General features: G+C 70.9%; 18 protein-coding genes and 1 riboswitch. Of the genes, 7 read left to right on the forward strand and 11 right to left on the reverse strand.

Annotated features, from left to right (window positions below):
* Positions 1-25 precede the first annotated feature (25 nt).
* The 9 genes from gcvP to FHS44_RS11130 all read right to left on the reverse strand — a co-directional run bounded on the left by gcvP (position 26) and on the right by FHS44_RS11130 (position 10323).
* Positions 26-2881: an aminomethyl-transferring glycine dehydrogenase gene (gene gcvP, locus FHS44_RS11090; protein ID WP_184713882.1), complete on the reverse strand. Its 2856-nt coding sequence runs from the start codon at positions 2879-2881 to the stop codon at positions 26-28.
* Between the two features lie 159 nt (positions 2882-3040).
* Positions 3041-3132: riboswitch (glycine riboswitch) on the reverse strand.
* 15 nt (positions 3133-3147) lie between these two features.
* Positions 3148-3768 carry a MerR family transcriptional regulator gene (locus FHS44_RS11095; protein WP_184713883.1) on the reverse strand — a complete coding sequence of 207 codons (621 nt, stop codon included), beginning with the start codon at positions 3766-3768 and terminating at the stop codon, positions 3148-3150.
* Between the two features lie 144 nt (positions 3769-3912).
* Positions 3913-4383, reverse strand: coding sequence for a bifunctional nuclease family protein (locus tag FHS44_RS11100; RefSeq protein WP_184713884.1), 471 nt, complete (start codon positions 4381-4383; stop codon positions 3913-3915).
* Positions 4384-4462: 79 nt separating this feature from the next.
* On the reverse strand, positions 4463-5113 hold the full coding sequence (gene ftsR, locus FHS44_RS11105; protein ID WP_246435398.1) for a transcriptional regulator FtsR: 651 nt from the start codon (positions 5111-5113) through the stop codon (positions 4463-4465).
* A 26-nt stretch (positions 5114-5139) separates the two neighbouring features.
* Entirely contained in the window at positions 5140-5652 is a 513-nt protein-coding gene (locus FHS44_RS11110) for a double zinc ribbon and FHA domain-containing protein (protein WP_184713885.1), read from the reverse strand.
* A 248-nt stretch (positions 5653-5900) separates the two neighbouring features.
* Positions 5901-8402: a mannose-1-phosphate guanyltransferase gene (locus tag FHS44_RS11115; protein ID WP_184713886.1), complete on the reverse strand. Its 2502-nt coding sequence runs from the start codon at positions 8400-8402 to the stop codon at positions 5901-5903.
* Between the two features lie 3 nt (positions 8403-8405).
* Positions 8406-9002: a cardiolipin synthase ClsA gene (gene clsA / locus FHS44_RS11120; protein ID WP_184713887.1), complete on the reverse strand. Its 597-nt coding sequence runs from the start codon at positions 9000-9002 to the stop codon at positions 8406-8408.
* A 171-nt stretch (positions 9003-9173) separates the two neighbouring features.
* The gene (locus tag FHS44_RS11125) at positions 9174-9608 is read right to left on the reverse strand and encodes a DoxX family protein (protein WP_184713888.1); all 435 of its coding nucleotides are present in this window, start codon (positions 9606-9608) and stop codon (positions 9174-9176) included.
* A 298-nt stretch (positions 9609-9906) separates the two neighbouring features.
* Entirely contained in the window at positions 9907-10323 is a 417-nt protein-coding gene (locus tag FHS44_RS11130) for a hypothetical protein (protein ID WP_184713889.1), read from the reverse strand.
* Positions 10324-10631: 308 nt separating this feature from the next.
* Between FHS44_RS11130 and FHS44_RS11135 the strand changes: the two genes are divergently transcribed.
* Entirely contained in the window at positions 10632-11231 is a 600-nt protein-coding gene (locus FHS44_RS11135) for a class I SAM-dependent methyltransferase (protein ID WP_184713890.1), read from the forward strand.
* 9 nt (positions 11232-11240) lie between these two features.
* Here the strand turns inward: FHS44_RS11135 and FHS44_RS11140 are convergent, their stop codons facing one another.
* Positions 11241-11930, reverse strand: coding sequence for a gamma-glutamyl-gamma-aminobutyrate hydrolase family protein (locus FHS44_RS11140; protein ID WP_184713891.1), 690 nt, complete (start codon positions 11928-11930; stop codon positions 11241-11243).
* A gap of 492 nt (positions 11931-12422) precedes the next feature.
* Here FHS44_RS11140 and FHS44_RS11145 point away from each other — a divergent pair, with 492 nt between their 5' ends.
* Positions 12423-13523 (forward strand): globin domain-containing protein, encoded by a 1101-nt coding sequence (locus FHS44_RS11145; RefSeq protein ID WP_312863606.1) that lies wholly within the window; start codon positions 12423-12425, stop codon positions 13521-13523.
* A gap of 124 nt (positions 13524-13647) precedes the next feature.
* Here FHS44_RS11145 and FHS44_RS11150 read toward each other — a convergent pair whose 3' ends face one another.
* Positions 13648-14265 (reverse strand): nuclear transport factor 2 family protein, encoded by a 618-nt coding sequence (locus FHS44_RS11150; protein ID WP_312863607.1) that lies wholly within the window; start codon positions 14263-14265, stop codon positions 13648-13650.
* Positions 14266-14497: 232 nt separating this feature from the next.
* Here FHS44_RS11150 and FHS44_RS11155 point away from each other — a divergent pair, with 232 nt between their 5' ends.
* The 5 genes from FHS44_RS11155 (at position 14498) to FHS44_RS11175 (ending at position 21859) form a co-directional block, all read left to right on the forward strand.
* On the forward strand, positions 14498-15019 hold the full coding sequence (locus FHS44_RS11155) for a hypothetical protein (RefSeq protein ID WP_184713893.1): 522 nt from the start codon (positions 14498-14500) through the stop codon (positions 15017-15019).
* Positions 15020-15037: 18 nt separating this feature from the next.
* Positions 15038-16033 (forward strand): COG1361 family protein, encoded by a 996-nt coding sequence (locus FHS44_RS11160; RefSeq protein WP_184713894.1) that lies wholly within the window; start codon positions 15038-15040, stop codon positions 16031-16033.
* 94 nt (positions 16034-16127) lie between these two features.
* Positions 16128-17144, forward strand: coding sequence for an alpha/beta fold hydrolase (locus tag FHS44_RS11165; RefSeq protein ID WP_184713895.1), 1017 nt, complete (start codon positions 16128-16130; stop codon positions 17142-17144).
* Between the two features lie 120 nt (positions 17145-17264).
* Complete coding sequence (locus FHS44_RS11170) at positions 17265-20108, forward strand: AfsR/SARP family transcriptional regulator (RefSeq protein WP_184713896.1); 2844 nt, start codon at positions 17265-17267, stop codon at positions 20106-20108.
* Between the two features lie 314 nt (positions 20109-20422).
* Entirely contained in the window at positions 20423-21859 is a 1437-nt protein-coding gene (locus tag FHS44_RS11175; protein ID WP_221460656.1) for a choice-of-anchor A family protein, read from the forward strand.
* Positions 21860-21897 lie beyond the last annotated feature (38 nt).

Here is a 21897-nt window from a genome sequence, read left to right on the forward strand (position 1 = left end):
AACGGTGCGAATCAGTCTCCGTAGGTCAGTCCTCGTATGCCTCAAGAGGAGGGCAGGCGCACACGAGGTTGCGGTCGCCGTACGCCTGGTCGATCCTGCGGACCGGCGACCAGTACTTGGCCTCGCGCACCGAGGGCAGCGGGTAGGCCGCCTCGGCCCTGGAGTAGGGGTGCGCCCAGTCGTCGGCCAGCAGGCAGGCGGCCGTGTGCGGGGCGTTGCGCAGCGGGTTGTCGGTCTTGTCGTAGGCGCCGGAGGCGACCTTCTCGATCTCGCCCCTGATCGCGATCAGCGCCTCGCAGAAGCGGTCGAGCTCGGCCAGGTCCTCGCTCTCGGTCGGCTCGATCATCAGCGTGCCCGCGACGGGGAAGGACATGGTGGGCGCGTGGAAGCCGTAGTCGACCAGGCGCTTGGCCACGTCGTCCACGGTCACGCCGGTCTCCTTGGTGATCTGGCGCAGGTCCACGATGCACTCGTGGGCCACCAGGCCGCCCCGGCCCGTGTAGAGGACCGGGTAGTGCGGGGCGAGCCTGCGGGCCAGGTAGTTGGCCGACAGGATGGCCTGCTCGGTGGCCGCGGTGAGCCCCTCGGCGCCCATCATCCTGATGTAGGCCCAGGAGATCGGCAGAATGCCCGCGGAGCCGTACGGCGCGGCGGAGACGGGACCGACCGGCGAGTCGTCGTGCAGCGGGTGACCGGGCAGGTAGGCGGCGAGGTGGGCGCGGACCGCGACGGGGCCGACACCGGGGCCGCCGCCGCCGTGCGGGATGCAGAAGGTCTTGTGCAGGTTCAGGTGGGAGACGTCGGCCCCAAACTCGCCCGGCTTGGCCAGGCCGACCAGGGCGTTGAGGTTGGCGCCGTCCACGTAGACCTGGCCGCCCGCCTCGTGCACCCGCTCGCAGATCTGGGTGATGGTCTCCTCGTAGACGCCGTGCGTCGAGGGGTAGGTCACCATGATCGCGGCGAGCCGGTCGCGATGCTTGTCGATCTTGGCGTCGAGGTCGGCGAGGTCCACGTTGCCGTTGTCGTCGCAGGCGACCACGACGACGCGCATCCCGGCCATGACGGCGCTGGCGGCGTTGGTGCCGTGCGCGGAGGAGGGGATCAGGCAGACGTCACGGCCCGCGTCCCCGTTGGCCCTGTGGTAGGCGCGGATCGCCAGCAGCCCCGCGAACTCGCCCTGGGAGCCCGCGTTCGGCTGGATGGAGACGGCGTCGTAGCCGGTGACCTCGGCCAGCCAGCTCTCCAGCTCCCGCACCAGCTCCGTGTAGCCCTCGGTCTGCTCGGCGGGGGCGAAGGGGTGCAGCCCGGCGAACTCGGGCCAGGTGATCGGCTCCATCTCGGTGGTCGCATTGAGCTTCATGGTGCAGGAGCCGAGCGGGATCATCGACCGGTCGAGCGCGACGTCCTTGTCCTGGAGCCTGCGCAGGTAGCGCAGCATGGCCGTCTCCGACCTGTGGCTGTGGAAGACCGGGTGGGTCAGGTAGTCGCCGGTGCGTGCCAGCACCTCGGGCAGCGCGTCGTGCGCCGCGGCGTCCAGGTCGGTAAGCACGGCGCCGCTGACCTCGAAGGCGGCCAGGACCTGCTCAAGGTGGAGCAGCTCGGTCCGCTCGTCGCAGGTGACGCCCACGTGGTCGGCGTCGACCAGACGCAGGTTGACGCCGTTGTCACGGGCGGCGCCGACGACCTGGGCGGCGCGGCCGGGCACGCGGGCGAGCACGGTGTCGAAGAAGACGTCGTGGACGACCTCGACGCCGCCGTGGCGCAGGCCGGCGGCGAGCACGACGGCGTGCCTGTGGACGCGCCTGGCGATCCTGCGCAGGCCCTCGGGGCCGTGGTAGACGGCGTACATGCCCGCGATCACCGCGAGTAGCACCTGCGCGGTGCAGATGTTGCTGGTCGCCTTCTCCCTGCGGATGTGCTGCTCGCGGGTCTGCAGCGCGAGGCGGTAGGCGGGGCGCCCGTCGGCGTCCTGGGAGACGCCGACCAGGCGGCCGGGCATCTGCCGCTGCAGGCCGTCACGGACCGACATGTAGGCGGCGTGCGGGCCGCCGAAGCCCAGCGGGACGCCGAAGCGCTGCGAGGAGCCGATCGCGATGTCGGCGCCGAGCTCGCCGGGGGCGGCCAGCAGGGTCAGGGCCAGCAGGTCGGCGGCGGCGACCACCTGGGCGCCCTTGGCGTGGGCTGCCTCGGCGACGGCGCGGAAGTCCCTGACCTCGCCACCGGCGCCGGGGTACTGCACGAGCACGCCGAAACAGTCGGGAAGGTCCCCGGTGAGGTCGCTCTCGACCAGCTCGATGCCGAGCGGCTCCGCCCTGGTGCGCAGCACGGCCTTGGTCTGCGGCAGCGCGTCGGCGTCGACCACGAACACGTTCGAGGAGACGCGGACCGCCCTGCGGGCCAGGGTCATCGCCTCGGCGGCCGCGGTGGCCTCGTCCAGCAGGGAGGCGCCCGCCACGTCGAGGCCGGTCAGGTCGGAGACGACCGTCTGGAAGTTGAGCAGGGCCTCAAGACGGCCCTGGGAGATCTCGGGCTGGTAGGGCGTGTAGGCCGTGTACCAGCCGGGGTTCTCAAGCAGGTTGCGGCGGATGACCGCCGGGGTGATCGTGTCGTGGTAGCCAAGACCGATCATCGAGGTGAGCACCGCGTTGCGTCCCGCGAGGGCGCGCAGTTCGGCGATGGCCTCGGTCTCGCTCGCCGCGGGCGGGAGGCTGAGCCTGTCCTTCGCCCTGATGGCCTCGGGGACGGCCACCGCGACCAGGTCGGCGGTCGAGGCGAATCCGACCGCCTCAAGCATGCGGGTCTGGTCGGCGTCCGCGGGCCCGATGTGGCGGGTGGCGAACGGCGGGGGGCTCAGCTCGCTGAGCGGTGACAGGTCGGTCATGGGAAGCCTCCCGAGACGTTGGAGACCGGCGCTGGGCGCGGGCGTATGCCGGATCTCCCCCTCTGTCATCGCGACCTGAGAGTTTCACCTTCCCGTTCGCGGAAGGCTTTCCCCGTCGGTGAGCCGCGCCTGGAGGACGCGTCTGCTTTCCAGAGTCGCCTCGTCCATGCGGTACCGGGTGCCTGAGAGATTCCGGGGAGGTTGCTCCTTCGGCGCCCCGATCGTGCCGGGGTCTCTCCCGCGCAGAGTCAGCAGCGAGAACAACCTTACCCGGTGCGGCGAGCCCGGCGACGGCGGGCCAGCTCATCCGCGTGGTGATCGCCTAAAGGGCTCTGGCCGGACTCCGCGCGCTCTCCGGGAAGGTCGGCCAGGGAGCCCTCCACCTCCTGCCAGACGCGGCCGAGCGCTATGCCGAAGACGCCCTGCCCTCCCTGGAGCAGGTCGATGACCTCGTCGGGTGAGGTGCACTCGTACACGCTCACGCCGTCGCTCATGAGGGTGATCTGGGCCAGGTCGTTGACTCCGCGATCACGCAGGTGCTGTACGGCGATGCGGATCTGCTGGAGGGACACACCCGTGTCGAGCAGCCGTTTGACGACCTTGAGCACCAGGATGTCGCGGAAGCCGTACAGGCGCTGGGAGCCGGAGCCGTGGGCGGCCCTGACCGTGGGCTCGACCAGACCGGTCCGTGCCCAGTAGTCCAGCTGCCGATAGGTGATGTCGGCGGCGGCGCAGGCGGTGGGACCGCGGTAACCGATGTCGGCGGGCAGTTTCACCGGTTGCCCGTCGAACAGCAGACCCTCTTCACCCGCGCGCTGACGTGCCTCCCCGCGCCGTTCCGGGTCATCCTGGTCGGCGTTTCTACCCTCGCCGCTGCTGACCGCCACGCGGACCTCCGGCTTTCTCTCATCCCGCGGCCTGATCTGGGGGTTTGCGCACAGCCACGGGTTTCACTTGCACCGTAGGACTGGGGCCAAGATCAGTCAACGACCCTCCCCGGCGCGTCGTGAAGCGTAAATGCACCGAAATACCTACCCCGCGCGACCGAAGTCCTCGGGCGTGATCGTGTCAAGGAACTCCCTGAACTTCTCCACCTCGTCTTCCTGGTCGTCGGGAATGATCACCCCTGCCTCCCTGACGATGTCCTCGCTGGCGAAGATGCGGGCCCCCGTACGCAACGCCAGGGCTATGGAGTCCGAGGGGCGCGCGCTCACCTCGACCCCGTTGGAGAACACGAGATCGGCGAAGAAGATCCCATCACGGAGTGCGACGATGTTCACGGTGCTCAGCCTGACGCCGAGCGCGTCGAGCACGTCGCGGAAGAGGTCATGGGTGAGTGGCCGGGGTGGCGGTTCTTCAGCCTGGGCCATCGCGATCGCCGTCGCCTCGGTCATGCCGATCCAGATCGGCAGGTACCGCTCCCCATGTGCCTCCTTCAGCAGGACAATAGGCTGGTTTGAGGGCATCTCAACCCGAACGCCCACGACCTCCATCTGCAACACGGGCTGCTCCGTCTTCGCTGGATTACGACCGGTTTGTTCAACGTAACACTCGTGAGGGGACGAGTGCCTGGTCAGGTTCTCACCGGCCCAAGCCCCCACGCACGGCGGAACGCAGGAGCGAGGCGTGCAATTCCAGCAGAAGCCCGGAAATCTCCTTGGCGGCCTCGTCGGCCCGGTCGATGGCCCCCGGTCCCCGACGGCGCATCAGCGGCGCGATGGCCTGTTCGACAAGGCTCGCCTCGCGCTCGGCGGCGGCCTTGACGACCCGCAGATGACGCGCCCTGAGCCCGAAGGCGGCCAGCGCCCCGACGCTGCGGGCCACGGCCAGCGCATCGGCGTCGTAGTAGCGGGCGACGGCGGCGAGCAGGCCGAAGTCCTCAAGCTCGGTGAGGGTCTCCTCGTCGAGCTCGGCGGCGGCGAGCAGCTCGGCGCGGGTGAGACGGACCTCGGGCGGCGCCTCGTCGGGAAGGGCGCGCGGAGGGTTGACCGGCCGGTCCTCGCGGTCCGCGGCCTCAAGCCGGTCCTTGATCACACGCAGCGGCAGGTAACGGTCGCGCTGCTCGCCGAGGATGTAACGCAGCCGCTCGACGTCGGCGTAACTGAACTTCCGGTAGCCGGAGGGACTGCGCTCCGGCTCGATCAACCCCTCGCCCTCCAGGAAACGAATCTTGGAGATGCTGACGTCGGGGAACTCGCCCTGCAACAGGGCGAGCACCTCCCCGATGCTCATGTGCGAACGAGCCGCCTGGGAGCTCATCATCCTCCAGCGGCGCCACGGGTGAGGAAGACCAACCGGAACTTGCCGATCTGCACCTCGTCACCGCCGTAGAGGGGGACCTCCTCGATCCGCTCGCGGTTGACGTAGGTGCCGTTGAGGCTGCCGACGTCACGGACGGTGAACACCCCGCCGCCACGCCGGTAGAACTCGACGTGACGCCGTGAGACGGTGATGTCGTCGAGGAAGATGTCGCTCTCCGGATGGCGGCCGACCGTCGTCAGGTCGCTGTCCAGCAGGAAGCGGCTGCCCGCGTTGGGGCCGCGCATGGCGACGAGCAGTGCGCTGCCAGGAGGCAACTGCTCTACGGCCTGCCGCTCGGCGAGAAGCGTCTCTCCCGTCTCCGCCTCGTAGGCCTCGATCCCGGAAAGGGAGATCGTCGACGTACTGTCTCCCGGGGAGTCGGACCTGGTCAGCGGCGACCCGCATCGTGAACAGAAACGGGCATCCTCAGGGTTGGCATGACCGCACTGCGTGCAGTAGACGCTCGGCATCGATCGGCTCGGCCTCCTACCGCGAGGACGCGGCAACGGTTCTCGGTGACGCGCGCCTCGCTTCATCGCTTCTCAAGTATTTGCTCAGACTGCGAATGCCGCAACATACACCGAAGAGCGAGAAAGATCAAGTCCGACGCTCGACCACGGGGCTGGGTCGAGGACAAAGCTACCGCCGGGCGGCCCCCCGGTCCATGCCGCCGCGCTGGGTTTTCCCACTCTCCCGCGCCTCTGGGGCACCGGGGGTCTCAGGTCACCGCCGCCTCCTCCACGACCCTGGCCCAGTGCTCCAGCAGGCTCTGCGCCGAGTCGACGTCCCCTGCCTCCGCCCACAGGTGGGTCACCGCCTCGGCCGGGTCGGGCAGCACCAGCGCCCAGCTGCCGTCCTGCGCCACGACGCGCACCCCGTCGGTGGTGTCTATCCGGTACAGCTCGGCGGCCTCGATGACCGAGCGCATCACCACGCCCTTGGCCGCCCACGGTGTCGGGACCGTACGGCGCAGCAGCCTGGCCTCGGGGATCCTGGCGTCGATCTGGCTGAGCGACAGGCGGGTCCTGGCGACCAGGCCGAGCAGCCGGAGGAACACCGCCAGGCCGTCGACAGTCGGGCCGAACTCGGGCACCACGAAGCCGCCCCGCCCGTCGGCGGCGAAGACCATGCCCTCCGTCCTGGCGGCGGTGGTCAGCGCGTCCAGCGCGGTGGAGGTCCACTCGACCTGCACCCCGTGGAAGCGGCAGACCTGCTCGGCCACCCGGGTCGTGGTGACCGGCAGGGCGACCCTGCCGCCGCGCCGCTCGGCGGCGACCAGGTCGAGCACGACCAGCAGGGCTCTCTCCTCGCTGATCAGCTGGCCCGTCTCGTCCACGAGGGCGATCCGCTCCCCCACCGGGTCGAAGCGCACGCCGAAGGCCGCCCTGGCCGAGCCCACGAGCTCCGACAGGCGTTGCAGGGCCCGGCGGCGCTCGGCGAGGGTCTCGGTCGGCGAGGCGTCGTCCAGGCGGTTGTTGACGGTGAGCACCTCGACGCCGACCCGGCCGAGGAGGCTGGGCAGCACCAGCGAGGAGGTGCCTCCGGCGCAGTCGACGACGACCTTCATGTCGGCGTCGCGCACCCCGGTGATGTCCACGCAGCGCAGCAGCTCGTGGGTGTAGTCCTCAACCGCCCTGGCCGGGAAGCTCAGCTCGGCGATCTCCCCGGGGAAGGCGCGGCGGAACTCCTGGCGGGAGAAGACCCGCTCCAGCTTGCGCTGGGCGCCCTGGGAGAGGTCGGCGCCGTGCTCGTCCATGAACACGATGTCCACGCTCTGCGGGTCGCCGGGGGTGGTGCGCAGCGCGATCCCGCCGACGGCGTTCTCCCTGGCGGTGTGGAAGCGCGAGACGGGCAGCGGGGCCGCCTCCAGGTCGAGCACGTTGATGGCGCTGGCGGTCAGCGCACTGATCACGGCCCGTTTCAGCGCCCTGGCCGCACGGGAGGAGTCGCGGGAGGTGATGACCGAGGCGCCCTTGCGCAGCGTGGTCGCGTACGCGCTGGCGAGCCGTACGCACAGTTCTGGGGTGATCTCCACGTTGACCAGGCCGGAGACGCCGCGCGGGCCGAACAGGCTGCGCTGGCCCCTAGGCTCCCAGATGACGCTGGTGTTGACGACGGCCCCGGCCTCGATGGTCTTGAAGGGGTAGACCTTGACGCCGGAGGAGACGTACGCCTCGGCCTCGATGATGCACTCGTCGCCGACGACGGCGCCCTCCTCGATCCTGACGCCGGTCATCAGGTCGCTGTTCTTGCCGACGACGCAGCCGCGCAGGTGGGCGCTCGGCCCGACGTAGACGTTGTCGTGGACGACGGCGCGGTGCAGGAAGGCGCCCTGCCTGACCACCACGTTGCTGCCGAGCACGGTGAACTCGCGCAGCTCGGCGCCCGCCTCGACCTTGGCGTAGTCGCCGACGTACAGGGGGCCCTTGAGCACGGCGTCGGCGTCGACGGAGGCGCCCTCGGCCACCCAGACGCCCGGGGAGACCTCGAAGGCGTCGATGTCCACCCGCACCCGCCCGGAGAGCACGTCGGCCTGCGCCCTGAGGTAGCTCTCGTGGGTGCCGACGTCCTCCCAGTAGCCGTCGGCGACGTAGCCGTACAGCGGGGCGCCGCGGGCCAGCAGGCGGGGGAAGACGTCCGCGGACCAGTCGACGGACTCACCGGCGGCGATCTCGTCGAGGACCTCGGGCTCCATCACGTAGACGCCGGTGTTGACCGTGTCGGAGAAGACCTGGCCCCAGGTCGGTTTCTCCAGGAAGCGCTCGACTCTGCCCCGCTCGTCGACGATGACGATGCCGAACTCCAGCGGGTTGGGGACGCGCTTGAGGCCGATCGTCACCAGCGCGCCGTTCTCCCGGTGGAAGCGGATCATGTCGGTGAGGTCGATGTCGGTCAGCGCGTCGCCGGAGATGACCAGGAAGGGCTCGTCCCTGAGCTTGTCGGCGGCGTTCTTGACGCTGCCGGCCGTGCCGAGGGGGGTGTCCTCGGTGGCGTAGTACAGGCTCATGCCGAGCTCGTCGCCGTCACCGAAGTAGTTGCGGACCAGCGCCGCCAGGAACTGCACGGTCACCACGGTCTCGGTGAACCCGTGCCGCCTCAGCAGGCGCAGCACGTGCTCCATGATCGGCCGGTTGATCACGGGTAGCAGTGGCTTGGGCTGGTTGGCGGTCATCGGCCGCAGCCGAGTCCCCTCTCCGCCCGCCATCACGACGGCCTTCACACATCACCTCTTAATGCGTCCGGCTCCGCGTATGAGCTGACGCACCTGTACCCAGTACAGCACCCCGGACCACCAGTACAGGCCCGTGCCCCAGATCGCGAGCGACCAGCCGACGACGCGGGCGGGCCCGGCGTACCAGGCGTCGTGGTGGGCGAGGAACAGCAGCGGGAAGGCGTACAGGAGGTTGGCCGTCGCGGCCTTGCCCATGAAGTGCACCGGCAGGGCCGGGCCGTACCCCAGGCGGCGCAGGATGGGCGGGATGCCCAGCAGCATGACGTCGCGCAGCGGGATCGCCAGGGCCAGCCACCAGGGGATGATCTCACGCATGGCCAGGCCGAAGAGGGTGGCCAGGATGTAGAGGCGGTCGGCCAGCGGGTCGAGGAGGCGGCCGAGCCTGCTGGTCTGGTTCCACGCGCGGGCGATCTTGCCGTCGAGCCAGTCGGAGAAGCCCGCCAGCATCAGCAGCGCCACGGCCCAGCTGTCGGCCTTCGGCCCGAGGACCAGCCACAGGAAGACCGGGACTCCGACAAGCCTGGCCAGGCTCAGCGCGTTGGGCACCGTCACGATGCGGTCTTCGGCGCCCGATGCTTCCGGATTCACCCGAATGTCTCCCTCCCCGTACCTGAAGCCGACCCTACTGCGTCGGCCCGGGCATTCCGCAGGTGGCGGGCCCACGGGTTGTCCCGGCAGGTCACGGGGCCGCGGGGGATCACGGGGAGGTGTGCCGCAGGTGCGGGACGGGCGACCGGCCCGTCCCGCACCCGGGATGACTCAGCGGGTGGCTCCCACGGCGACCGGGGAGCGGTCACGCCGCCACAGGCTGTCCAGGGCGAGCGCCCCGCCGCCGCTGAACCCGATGGCCAGGCAGACGGCGAACAGGACGAGGACGTACTCGAACCCTCCCTGCTGGGAGAAGAAGCCCTTGCCCGTGTGGACGAAGAAGTAGGCCCCGACCATGTCGAGGGCGAGGACGACGCCCGCCACGGGCAGCGCGGCGCCGAGGATGAGGGCGAGGCCGCCGAGGAGCTCGCTGCCCACGACCAGGGGCGCCGCCACCGAGGGCAGCGGGATGTTGAGGTGGGCGAAGCCGTCGGCGACCCCGCTGAGCCCGGTGCTGAGGAGCTTCTGCAGGCCGTGCGCGATGAACACGATGCCGATGACGACCCGGGCGAGCAAAAGGGTGTAAGGCCCGATTCTCTCCAGCATGACTTTTCTCCTGATTGCGATGTGGTTCTCTGGTGAACCGGCACCCACAGGTCGACGTTTTGGTTGAACGTTGAACCATTTGGGCATAGTACGGCAATGTACAAACGCCAAAAATGGGGCCGGAACTGTGCTTTCAGAGCACGAGCACTTCGATCGTCATCGAACGGTCGACCAAGGACGGCGGGTGACGGACCCAGCCACGGATGTTCCTTGACCCACATAACATCCAACTATTCGCAACTGTCGTTGTCAATGACCTTCGTCGCGTAACGGCCCCCGCTGCACGGTCCGGGCGCGCTCAGGAGTGGCGGACGGCGGCGCGCGGGGACCAGGCCCAGACGAGTACGGCCACGCCCAGGCCGAGCAGGGCGAGCCCGGCGGGGACGTGCGTGGCGGGTGTCCCCGGGGTGAGGTGCTGGCTTAGGCCCGCGAGGAACAGGCAGGCGCTCACCGGCGCGGCCCACCGCGTGCCCCTGCCAGGCCGCCAGACCAGCGTGGCCGCGACCGCCTGCAGCAGCGCGAGCAGGTTCACCACCACCCCCGCCGTGACGTGCGCCCCCAACCCCGCCTGACCCTGTACGGCCTGGCCCGCGAAGGACGCCGTGACGGCCAGGGCGACCACCTGCGCGGTGACCAGGACGCGCAGGCCGTACAGCGGGCCCGGGGAGACGGGGCGGCCGGGCGTCGGGACCGGCCGGACGGCGGGCTCCTGCATGGGGGTCCTTCCCGTGGTGGCCGTCCGGGGACGCAGCCGGGGACACGTTCGAGGACACATCGTGTCTCCGCGCGCCCCCGCCGGTCGTCAGCCCGGGGGGTGATCCGCCGATCCGCCCCCGGATGGATTCGCCGGGGAGCCGGGGGTTTCGCCACACCCCAGGAAGAAAGCGGCAAACAGGAGTCCACTTCCCATTTGTCCTCCTCCCTGAGCAGGGGATCACCCCATGATCCTCATTCTTCTGACCGAAGGAAAATCCACCGGATTACGGGGTACTTCAGCTTGGTTCAGCCTCTACCCTTCACATCATGACCAAAGACACCACGCTCTTCCTGGGACAGTGGCTACGCTCCCCGGGAACCGTTGGGGCGGTGGCGCCGAGCTCGCGACGGCTGGCCGAGACGGTGACCACCCCGGTTCCCCAGCGGGGCGATCCCGTGATCGTCGAGCTTGGTCCGGGGACGGGGGCGTTCACCGCGGAGATCCAGCGGCGGCTGAACGGCAGGGGGCATCACCTGGCCGTCGAGATCAACCCGACGCTCGCGGCCTTCCTGTCCGAGCGGCACCCGAAGGTGGACGTGGTCGTCGGTGACGCCGCGCGGCTACCCGAGATGCTGCGCGAGCGCGGCCTAGAGAAGGCCGACGCCATCGTCAGCGGCCTGCCCTGGGCGGCCTTCTCCGCCGAGCTCCAGACGCGCCTGCTGGACGCCGTGGTGGCCACCATGAGCCCGCACACGGCCTTCACCACCTTCGCCTACAGCTTCGCCAAGCGCATGCGGCCCGCGCAGCGCTTCCGGCGCCGCCTGCACGAGACCTTCGAGGAGGTCGTCGTCGGCAGGACCGTCTGGGGCAACCTTCCCCCGGCCTTCGTCTACCACGTGCGCAGGCCCAGGGCCTCCGGCGCCTGAGCGGGCCGCTCAGCGCCCCGCGGCCTGGACCAGCGCCTCGAACAGCCGGTTGTCGCCGCCGCGCTCCGGGTGCCACTGGACGCCGACGCAGAAGGGGTGTCCCTGCAGCTCGACGCCCTCGACGATCTGGTCGTCGGCCCAGGCGACGGCGAGCAGCCCGGTCCCCAGCCGCTTGACGGCCTGGTGGTGCGGCGCGGTCACCTCGGCGTGGTCGCCGATCGCCTTGCCCAGGTTGCTTGAGACGCTGACCTGGATCGTGTGCGCGTGCCCCGGGGCGGAGTGGCGGTCGTGGCCGACCTCGTCGGGAAGCCACGGGATCAGCGAGCCGCCCTGGGAGACGTTGAGGACGTGCATGCCCCTGGAGACGGCGAGCAGCGGCAGCCTCTCCCGTACGGCGGCGCGGGCCAGGGCCAGTTCGAACCGGTCGCGGTGGGGCTGGGCCGCGCCCGCCCGGCTCTCGGGGGCCGCGCCGTACAGGGAGGGGTCGAGCGCGCCGCCACCGGCGAGGACCAGGCCGGACAGGCGGCGCGCGTAGTCGCCGGTCACGGCGGCGCTCATCGGCGGGACCAGCACGGCGATCCCGCCCGCCTTCTCGATCTCGCGCGCGTAGGCGGGGGGCGACAGGACGGCCTCGCGGACCCAGTCGCCCCAGCGGGCGGCCTCAAGGTAAGCGGTGACACCGATCAGGGGTCGGGGCATGAGGAACTCCAAGGGGGCCTTGCGACGGCGGCGTCCCCGTTCCGGGCGGCACCCGTCCCGTCTTCAGCAACTCCCCTATCATGGCGCACCCTATTTCGGTTATGTCACGCTTCCGAAGGTCTCAGTGTCGTCTCACCGTGCCGTCGCCGGGGCGGGGGGTGGTGCGCTCCCCCACCGCGAACACGGCAAACACCCCACAACGGATAAATGACAAACTTCGGATAAATGCTATTTTTTGGTTATCCGTGATGCGTCTATAGCATGATCATCGGAAATAGTCTCGCAATTACAGATAGTTGGAATTCCCGCCATATTGCCGAGAACCCGTTGTGACGCTCACATGGTGATGGAAGACTCAAATTCGAGCGCTCTGGTGCGCCGGGGCCGCAGGACGCTCATCACCCGGAACCGTCAGGAGGTAGATCTGCGTGATCGGACATTCGATCCGGTCAATTAGGGTGGGTTCCGTCCATGTCCTTGAATCCGCGTCTCGTGAAGGAAAGCTTCGCCGTCATCGAACCCGTCGCGGACAAGGCCGCCGCATACTTCTACGGCCGCCTGTTCGCACAGAACCCGCACCTGCGGGCCATGTTCCCCCCGGCGATGGACACCCAGCGCGACCGCCTGTTTGGCGCGCTGACCAGGATCGTGTGGAGCCTCGACAGCCTCGACGGCCTGTCCTCGTTCCTCGGCAGGCTCGGCCGCGACCACCGGAGATACGGCGTGCTCCCCGAGCACTACACCGCGATTGGCGACGCGCTGCTGGCCACGGTCCGGCGCTTCGCCGCCGAGGTGTGGAGCCCCGAGGTGGAGGCCGCCTGGCGGACCGCCTACACCGCCGCCGCCGACATCATGATCGCCTCCGCCGAGGAGGACGCCCGCTCCTCCCCCGCCTGGTGGACCGCCGAGGTGGTCGGCCACGAACTGCGCACCCCGGACATCGCGGTAGTAACCCTGCGGCCCGACGAGCGGCTGCCGTACCTCCCGGGCCAGTACGTCAACGTGCAGACCGCGCGCTGGCCGCGCGTGTGGCGCCCCTTCTCCATCGCCAACGCGCCCAGGCGGGACAACACCGTCCGCCTGCACGTCAGGGCGGTCCCCGGCGGCTGGGTCTCGACCGCGCTCGTCGAGCACACCCGGGTCGGGGACACACTGACGCTCGGCGCGCCGGTCGGCGCGATGACCCCTCCCGCGCCGGGACGTGACGTCCTGTGCGTCGCGGGGGGCACCGGCCTGGCGCCGCTGAAGGCCATCGTGGAACACGTGCTCGCCTCGGACTCCCGACCGCCCAGGGTCCGCCTGCTGTACGGCGCCCGCACCTCGCGTGAGCTCTACGACCTGCCCGACCTGATGAGGATGCGCTCGCGGGTGCCCCGGTTCGAGGTGGTGCCCGTGGTCTCCCGCGAGCCCTCCTACGGCGGCGAACGGGGGCGGCTGCCCGAGGTCGTCGAGCGTCTGCGCCCGTGGGCCGGGCACGAGGTCTACGTCTGCGGGCCGGACGACATGGTCGAGGAGACGATCCTGCGGCTCCAGCGCGCTGGCGTGCCACCGGCGGACATCCACCGGGACCGTCCCCACACCCGGTCCGCCTGACCCACCTGACCCTTCTGATTCGTTGAGCGCGGGACGTGGCGGCCCACCGCGTGACACCATGAGGCCGCCTCCGAAAGGAACGACGTTGACCAGGCCCGCCACACTCGTCACCTTCGTGTTCCCCTCAGCCCTGGGGCGCTGGGCGGGCGACATGGTCGAGCTTCGCGTCTTCGCGGTCGCCGACCACGACGGTGGCCGTCCCACGCTGGGAGCCGCCCTCGACACGCTCTGCCGTACGCACCCGTCGCTCGAACGGAGGATCCGCGACGACCACGGGCGTGTGCGCCGTCACATCAGCATGTTCGTCTGCGGCGAGAACGCCAGAGGACTCGGTGGCCTCGCCTGCGCCCTTCCCCCGGCCGCCGAGGTCCACCTGCTGCCGGTCCTGTCCCAGGTGCCCTGAGAGGGCCCGCGCGATGCCCGCGGTGTCCTGATACTCCCGCCAGAGCGCCACCCGGCCGTCGCGCGCCCCGAGGACCCCCACGAAGGGAAGGCTCGCGCGGCACCCGGTGATGGCCGAGGTCCCGGTGATCTCGTACTCGACAACGATCACGTCGGGGTCGACGGTCTCGTGGACGGCCAGGCACCGGACCCCGTCGAGCCGCGCGGGCAGGGCCGCCCTGCCGGTGGTGACGAAGGCCAGCACCTCCTCGCGTCCCACGACGCGGGCCGGGCCGCCGGGCCGCGCGAAGGGCATCTCCAGCACGACGTCCTCCGTCAGGAGGTCCGCCTCGTTGCTCACCGCCGTCTGCCAGGGGGCGTTGCACGCGGGATGGGACGCCGATCTGCGGCGCCGTACGCTCGCTGTCGTCTTCGAGGGGTTGCGTCCTCGGTGAGGTGGTTAGGGAGACCTTTGTCATCCGTGTGACCACGTAAAGCGCGGGGGTGATCACCCAGCGTGTTAGCTTCTGAACTGCTTGATCCACTTCCGGTGGGAGGGTCCTCTCCGCGCCGCCGAGTCCTTGGAAGCACGTATGCGCAGATCACTCCTGGCGGTGGCCGCGTCCGCCGCCCTCGTCGCGGCCCTGGCCCCACCGGCCGTCGCCGTCGACACCATCACCACCTTCACGCTCGCCGGCGGCGCCCTGTCGATCACCGCTCCCGCCAACGCCAACCTGGGCAGCGCGGGCACGGGTGCGGCGAACGTCTCCGGTCAGCTCGGCTCGGTCACGGTCACCGACGCGCGGGGCGCGCTGGTCGCCGCGTGGACCGCGAGCGTCATCTCGACCTCCTTCACCACCGGGGGCGGCGGCGCCGCCGAGACGATCGCCGCCTCGGACGTCTCCTACGCGCCGGGGCTGGCCACCAGTACCACCGGGCTCGGGGTGTTCACCCCGGGTCTCGGCGGCACGCTCGGGGTCTCGCGCACCGCCTACTCGCTGGCCGCGGGCACGGGCAACAACTCCGCGACCTGGAACCCGACGATCACCGTCTCCCTGCCCGCCGCGGCCGTCGCGGGCACCTACACCGGCACCATCACCCACTCCGTGGCCTGAGCGGACACCGCGACAACCGTGTTCCGCCGTCTCATCGCCCCGGCCCTGCTGGCCGGGGCGCTCGCTCCGGCCAGCGGCCTGCTGCAGGTCCCCGCGACGGCCCAGCCGCCCTCGGCCCCGGGCAGCATCGGCGTCAGGCTCGTCGACGCCCCGAGCGGCAGCCGGGCCGACCCGAGGGCCAGGCGCTATGTCGTCGACCACCTCAGACCGGGCACCGTCATCCACCGCAGGATCGAGGTGTCCAACACCACCGGCGCCGCCATGCCGGTCAGCCTCTACCCGGCCGCCGCGGACGTCGGGCGTGGCGCGTTCACCTTCGCCGCCGGCCGTACCGGAAACGAGCTGACCGGCTGGACCTCCGTCGTCCCGCGCGCCCTGAGCCTGGCCCCGCACTCCAGGGCGATGGCCACCGTGACCGTGGACGTGCCCGCCGACGCCGCGGCCGGAGAGCGCTACGCCGTGGTCTGGGCGGAGACGGCCGGGCAGACGCCGGGCACGATCAGGGAGGTCAGCCGGGTCGGCGTGCGGATGTACCTGTCGATCGGCAGGGGAGGCGGCCCGCCGACGGACTTCACCGTCGACACGCTGACCGCCCAGCGCGTCGCGGGCGGCGCCCCCACGATCCTGGCCCAGGTCCACAACACCGGGGGCCGTGCCCTCGACCTGAGCGGTGACCTGCGCCTGGCCGACGGTCCCGGCGGCATGAGCGCGGGGCCGTTCGACGCCAGGCTCGGCACGACGCTCGGTCCCGGCCAGACGGAGACCGTCGCCGTCCCCCTCAGCCACCAACTGCCCGACGGTCCGTGGCGGGCCGTCGTGCGGCTCAGGAGCGGTCTGGTACGGCGCACCGCCCAGGCGACGATCACCTTCCCGCACGACGTCGGCACGGCGAAGGCGGTTCCGGTCGGGCACACCTCCAGGGAGACGGTCCTCGCCTCGGCGCTGGCGCTGTCCCTGGTCGGGCTGACCGTCGTGCTGCTCAGACGTGGCAGGCGTACGGCGGGCACCGCGTAAGGGATTCACGAAATGGCAGGTCAGGCGGCACCCCCGCCGCCCGGCCGCCCGAAATGTCGTGGTTACCATGAGGGGGTCGGCGAGGGAGGCCACGATGGACTACGACGTGTTCGACCTGGGGAACGTACGGCTGCAGAACGGCACGACACTGCCCGACGCGAAACTGGCCTACAAGACGTACGGCGAACTCGACGCCGACAGGGGCAACGCGATCGTCTACCCCACGTGGTACTCCGGCCAGCACTACGACAACGAGTGGCTCATCGGCGAGGGCATGGCCCTGGACCCGTCGCGATATTTCATCATCATTCCGAACATGTTCGGAAACGGTCTGTCGTCGTCGCCGAGCAACACCCCGGCGCCGCACGACAGGGCGCGCTTCCCCGACGTGACGATGTACGACAACGTCGAGGCGCAGTACCGCCTGGTCACCGAGGTCTTCGGCATCGAGCGCCTGGAGCTGGTCACCGGCTGGTCGATGGCCGCGGGCCAGACCTACCAGTGGGCGGTCAGCCACCCCGAGATGGTGCGGCGGATCCTGCCCTTCTGCGGCTCGGCCAGGACCAGCCTGCACAACATCGTCTTCCTGGAAGGCGTCAAGGCCGCGCTCACCGCCGACGCCGCGTGGAAGCACGGCTGGTACACCAAGGAGCCGTGGACCGGCCTGCGGGCGCTGGCGCGCGTCTACGCGGGCTGGGGCTTCTCCCAGCAGTTCTACCGGGAGAGGATCTACGAGCGTGACCCGCTCGACTACGGCTCCCTTGAGGACTTCCTCGTGAGCTTCTGGGAGGGGCTGTTCATCAAGCGTGACGCGAACAACCTGCTCACCATGCTGTGGACCTGGCAGAACGCCGACATCGGCAGAACGCCGGGGGTCGGCGGCACCGAGGAGGCGCTCGCCTCGATCAGGATGCCCGCGATCATCATGCCCGGCCAGCAGGACCTCTACTTCCCGCCCGAGGACAACGAGTGGGAGGTCGCCCACATGCCCTCCGCCGAGCTGCGGGTGATCCCGGGGGCGTGGGGGCACTTCGCGGGTGGCGGCCTCAACCCGGTGGACACCGCCTTCATCGACGACGCGCTCAAGGAGCTGCTCGCCCGGGACGCCTGAGCCGCCCGCCCGCCGTACGAGGACGCACGTGGGGCCGAGCGGCGGTAGCGTGTGGCGCGCCGCCTCCGCCGTCTGAGGACCGGACGGCGGGCTCATCGGTTCCGCGTCACAGGTGATGGTGTGAGATTTCGTGTGCTTGGCCCGCTGACCGTGCTCTCCGAGGGCCGGGAGGTGCCGGTCGGCGGCAACAAGCTGCGTGTCGTGCTGGCCGGTCTGCTGCTGCGTCCCGGCGAGACGGTCCCGGTCTCCCGGCTGGTCTCCTGGCTGTGGGAGGAGGAGACGGACGACCCCGCCAGGGCGCGGGCGACCGTGCACAGCTACGTCAACCGGCTGCGGCGGCAACTCGGGGCGAGCGAGGTCATCCGTACGCTCCCCGACGGTTACCGGGCCGAGGTGGACGCCGGGTCGCTCGACCTGCTGCGGCTGCGCGCCCTGGCGGAGACGGGACGGCGGGCCGCCGCCACGGGCGACCTGGAGGCCGCCTCGCGGGCGCTGTCGGAGGCGGCGGAGCTGTGGCGGGGCCCTGCGCTGTCCAACGTGGACTCGGCCGTGCTCCACGACCAGGAGGTCGGGCCGCTCACCGAGGAGTGGCTGCGCCTGCAGGAGGAGCGCCTGGAGATCGGGCTGCGCACCGGACGGCACGCCGAGCTGGTCACCACGCTGCGCGAGCTGACCCGCGCCCACCCGTTGCGGGAGCCGTTCTGGGAGCTGCTGATGCTCGCGCTGCACCGTGGCGGGCGGCACGCGGAGGCGATCCAGGCCTACCACTCGCTGCGTGAGCTGCTGGCCGAGGAGCTCGGCGTCGATCCCGCCCCCTCGCTGCGTGCCGCCTACCAGGCGATCCTGACCGGCGAACCGCTCACCCCGCCGCCGAGGGCGCCCGTCGTCGCGCCGCGCGAGGAGGTTCCCGTCCCCCGGCAGCTACGGCCGGACACGCCGGGCTTCGCCGGTCGCAGGACCGAGCTGGCCGCGCTCGACCTGGTGCTCGGGGAGGACACACCCGCCTCCGGGCCGAGGATCGTCTCGCTGCAGGGCACCGCGGGGTCGGGCAAGACGGCCCTGGCCGTCCACTGGGCGCACCGGATCGCCGACCGCTTCCCCGACGGGCAGCTCTATCTCGACCTGCACGGCTACGGTGCCGAGCCGCCCGTCGATCCGGCCAAGGCGCTGGAGACGCTGCTGCGGGCCCTCGGCACCCCGGCGGGCAGGATCCCCACCGGTGTCGAGGAGCGCTCCGCCCTGTTCAGGACGCTGCTGAGCGGCAGGCGGACGCTCCTGATGCTCGACAACGCGGGCAGCAGCGACCAGGTCCGCCCGCTGATCCCCGGTTCCGGCGGCGTGGTCGTGGTCACCAGCCGCAACCAGCTACGCGGCCTCGTCGTCGAGTACGGCGCGCGGCGCGTCGTCCTCGACCAGATGTCCGGGCAGGAGGCGACGGAGCTGCTGGCCGGGGTGCTCGGCCACGACCGGGTCGCCGCCGCCCCCGAGGCGGTCACGGAGGCCGTCGAGCGCTGCGCCCGCCTTCCGCTGGCGCTGCGCATCTTCGCCGAGCGGGCGGCGCGCTTCCCCGCCGTACCGCTCGGCAGGCTCGTGGCGGACCTGCGGGACGAGGCGACCCGGCTCTCGGCGCTGAACGCCGGGGACGGCGGCCACACCGACCTGCGCACGGTCTTCTCCTGGACGTACGGCGCGCTCGACGGGGACGCGGCACGGCTGTTCCGGCTGCTCGGCCTGCATCCCGGGCCGGAGGTGAGCGCCGGGGCGGCGGCCGCGCTGCTGGGCGAGAACCTCGCGGAGGTCACCCGGCTGCTCGACCGGCTCACCGCCGACCACCTGCTCAGGTCCCGCTTCCCGGGGAGGTACGACTTCCACGACCTGCTGCGCGAGTACGCGGCGGAACGGGCCAGGGAGGGTGAGGACGGGCGGGAGCGGGCGGCGGCGCTCGGCCGGGTGCTCGACTGGTACCTGCACGCGGCCCACGCCGCCGCCGAACACCTGCCGCCCGCCGTACAGGCTCCCGAGCGTGGGCCCGTGCCGGTTGAGCTGAGCCTGCCGAGGTTCGGCGGCCCCGAGGAGGCGGTCGGCTGGTACGAGGAGGAACTGCCCAACCTGATGGCGGCGGCGCGGCACGCGGCCTCACTGGAACGGCACGACGCCGCCTGGCGGATTCCCCGGCTGCTGGGCTCCTTCCTCGACCTGCACGTGCCGGGAGAGGCGTGGGCCTCCGTCTACCGCGTCGCGGCCGAGGCGAGCAGGCGGGCGGGCGAGCCGTACGAGGAGGGATGCGCGCTCAACCACCTGGCGTGGGTCAGCGCGCTGCTGGGCAGGCCGAAGGAGGCCGTGGCGCACTACGAGGAGGCGCTGGCGCTCGCCCGGCGGATCGGGGACCCGGGGCTTGAGGGGGACGTGCTGGTCAACCTGGGGGCCACCTGCTTCAGGCTCGGCAGGTTCGCCGACTCTGCGGAGTGCTACGGCCGGGCGCTGGAGATCGCCAGACGGAGTGGCGACCGGCGTCTTGAGGCGGAGGCGCTCAACGACCTGGCCCGCAACGACAACGAGCTGGGCCGCCACCACGAGGCGCTGGCCGGGGCGGCCGCGGCGCTGGAGACCTACGGCGAGCTTGGCGACCGTTACCGCGAGGGTGAGGCGCTGCGCGTGCTGGGCACCGCCAACGCCGGGCTGGGCCGTCACGACGAGGCGACAGCCCTGCTGTCGCGGGCGCTGGGAGTGATGCGGGAGTTCGACGACCGCCTTGACGAGGCCGAGATCCTGGAGCTGCTCGGCGAGGTCATGCGCGACTCCGGCGACCACGAGGCGGCCCGGGCGCGCTGGCGGGAGGCCGCGGAGATCTTCGCCGAGCTCGACGACGACCGGGCGGCCGCCGTACGGCTGCGCCTGGCCGCGACCAGAAGCCGGGGAGGGGCGCACACCCCCGTCCACCCCTCCCCGGCTCGTATCAGGTGATGCGGACGCCGTCACGGGTGATGCGGACTCCGTCGTCCCCCTGCTCGACAGCGCTGACGGCGTACATGATCTTCTCCATTCGTCCTCGTCTTTCTGTTCGTGGTGAGGCGAGAACGAATCTAGGAACCCCCTCTGGCAGATCCCTCACAAAATCCTCATAGCCCCCGGACCGGCCGAGGGACCGTCGCTTGCTGATCTTCTCCCCGCTTTTCCCTGTAGATCGCAAACAGTGCCCAACCAGCGAGTCTTCCACCCAGAAACGATCATGCGCTCACACAGGATGAGGAGGACCCATTCAGAAAAAGGAATCGATCATGCTCCAAAAGATGCGACGGCTCGGAAAAAGCCGGGTTTTCGGCCGCCCTTCGCTGCTGACGGGAGGTGCCGGGCTCCTCGCCGTCGTGGTGGGTGGCGTCGTCGCGCTTCCCGCCGTCCTTGCGGCGACACTGCCCTTCGGCCTGGGCCCCTGTGTGCCCGGCGACTGTCCCTCGCCCTTCCCGCCCGTCAACAACGGGCCGTTCGCGGGGCGCGACAACGCCGTCAACACCTTCGTCGGCGGTGACTACCTGGTCCGCGGCTTCGCGGCCGAGTCCGAGGGCCGGGTGGTCGTGCTCGGTGACTTCGACCAGAACAAGAACGCCGAGGCCTCTCCCGCCTACAACGTGGGCATCGTGGGGGTCGGCTCGCGCGTGCCGCCCTCCGACGGGCAGGACTTCCTGACCACGGGCGGGTCGGTCACGATCGCCCCGGGCCAGAGCCTCCTTGCCGAGGGCGGGGTCGTACGGCACGCGGGTCCCCTGACGGGCACGGTCACCGGGACCCTCGTCCAGGACCCCAACGCGGCGACCCCCTATCTCGACTTCGTTCCCGCGCTGCAGGCGGCCAGCCGGTGCTACGCCGACTCGACGGGCACCCCGCCCAGCACGCCGACGGGGACCGCGGTCAACGAGGGCACCCAGACCGTGTTCACCGGTGACGGCACCTCCGCGCTGCAGGTCTTCAACGTCGACTTCGACCTGGTCGGCCCCGGGGGCACCGCGCAGGGCATCGTGTTCAACGGCATTCCCGCCAACGCGACAGTCCTGGTCAACATGCTGGGCGCCAGCCGTACGATCAACACCTTCAGCGGCGACCTCGCCGACGCGGACCCGTGGAACGCGCTGCGTGAGCGGTCGCTGTGGAACTTCCCGGACGCGACGACGGTGAACCTGGCGGGCAGCGGCAACTTCCAGGGCAGCGTCCTGGTGGCCAACCCGGCAAGCACCACGACGCTGAGCCTGCCGAGCCTCAACGGGCGGCTGTTCGTCAACGGCTCTCTCACGCATACCGGGACCGGCGGCTACGAGATCCACGCCTACCCGTTCAACGGGGACCTGCCGGACTGCGGCGGCCCGACGCCGACACCTACCCCGACTCCTACGCCCACCCCGACGCCGACACCCACTCCTACGCCTACTCCCACCCCGACCCCGACCCCGACCCCGACCCCGACTCCCACGCCCACCCCGACTCCGACTCCGACTCCGACGCCGACCCCGACTCCCACTCCGACGCCGCGGCCGACCAAGTCCTCGGTCGAGGGTGGCAAGGGTGGCCAGGCCGGGAAGGTGTGGACCCACAACCGGCACCACTTCGACGGCGGCCGCCACTGGTTCGGCTGCCACCGGCCGGTGTGCCGTGACTGGGGACCCAGGAAGATTCGTGAGAAGCGTCCGCTCCTGCGCATGATGACCTCCCGCACCGTGTCGTAGGCCACGAGGATCCACGGGCCCCGGCTGACGGTCTCCCG

Source organism: Streptosporangium saharense (assembly GCF_014203715.1).
Lineage (GTDB): Bacteria > Actinomycetota > Actinomycetes > Streptosporangiales > Streptosporangiaceae > Streptosporangium > Streptosporangium saharense.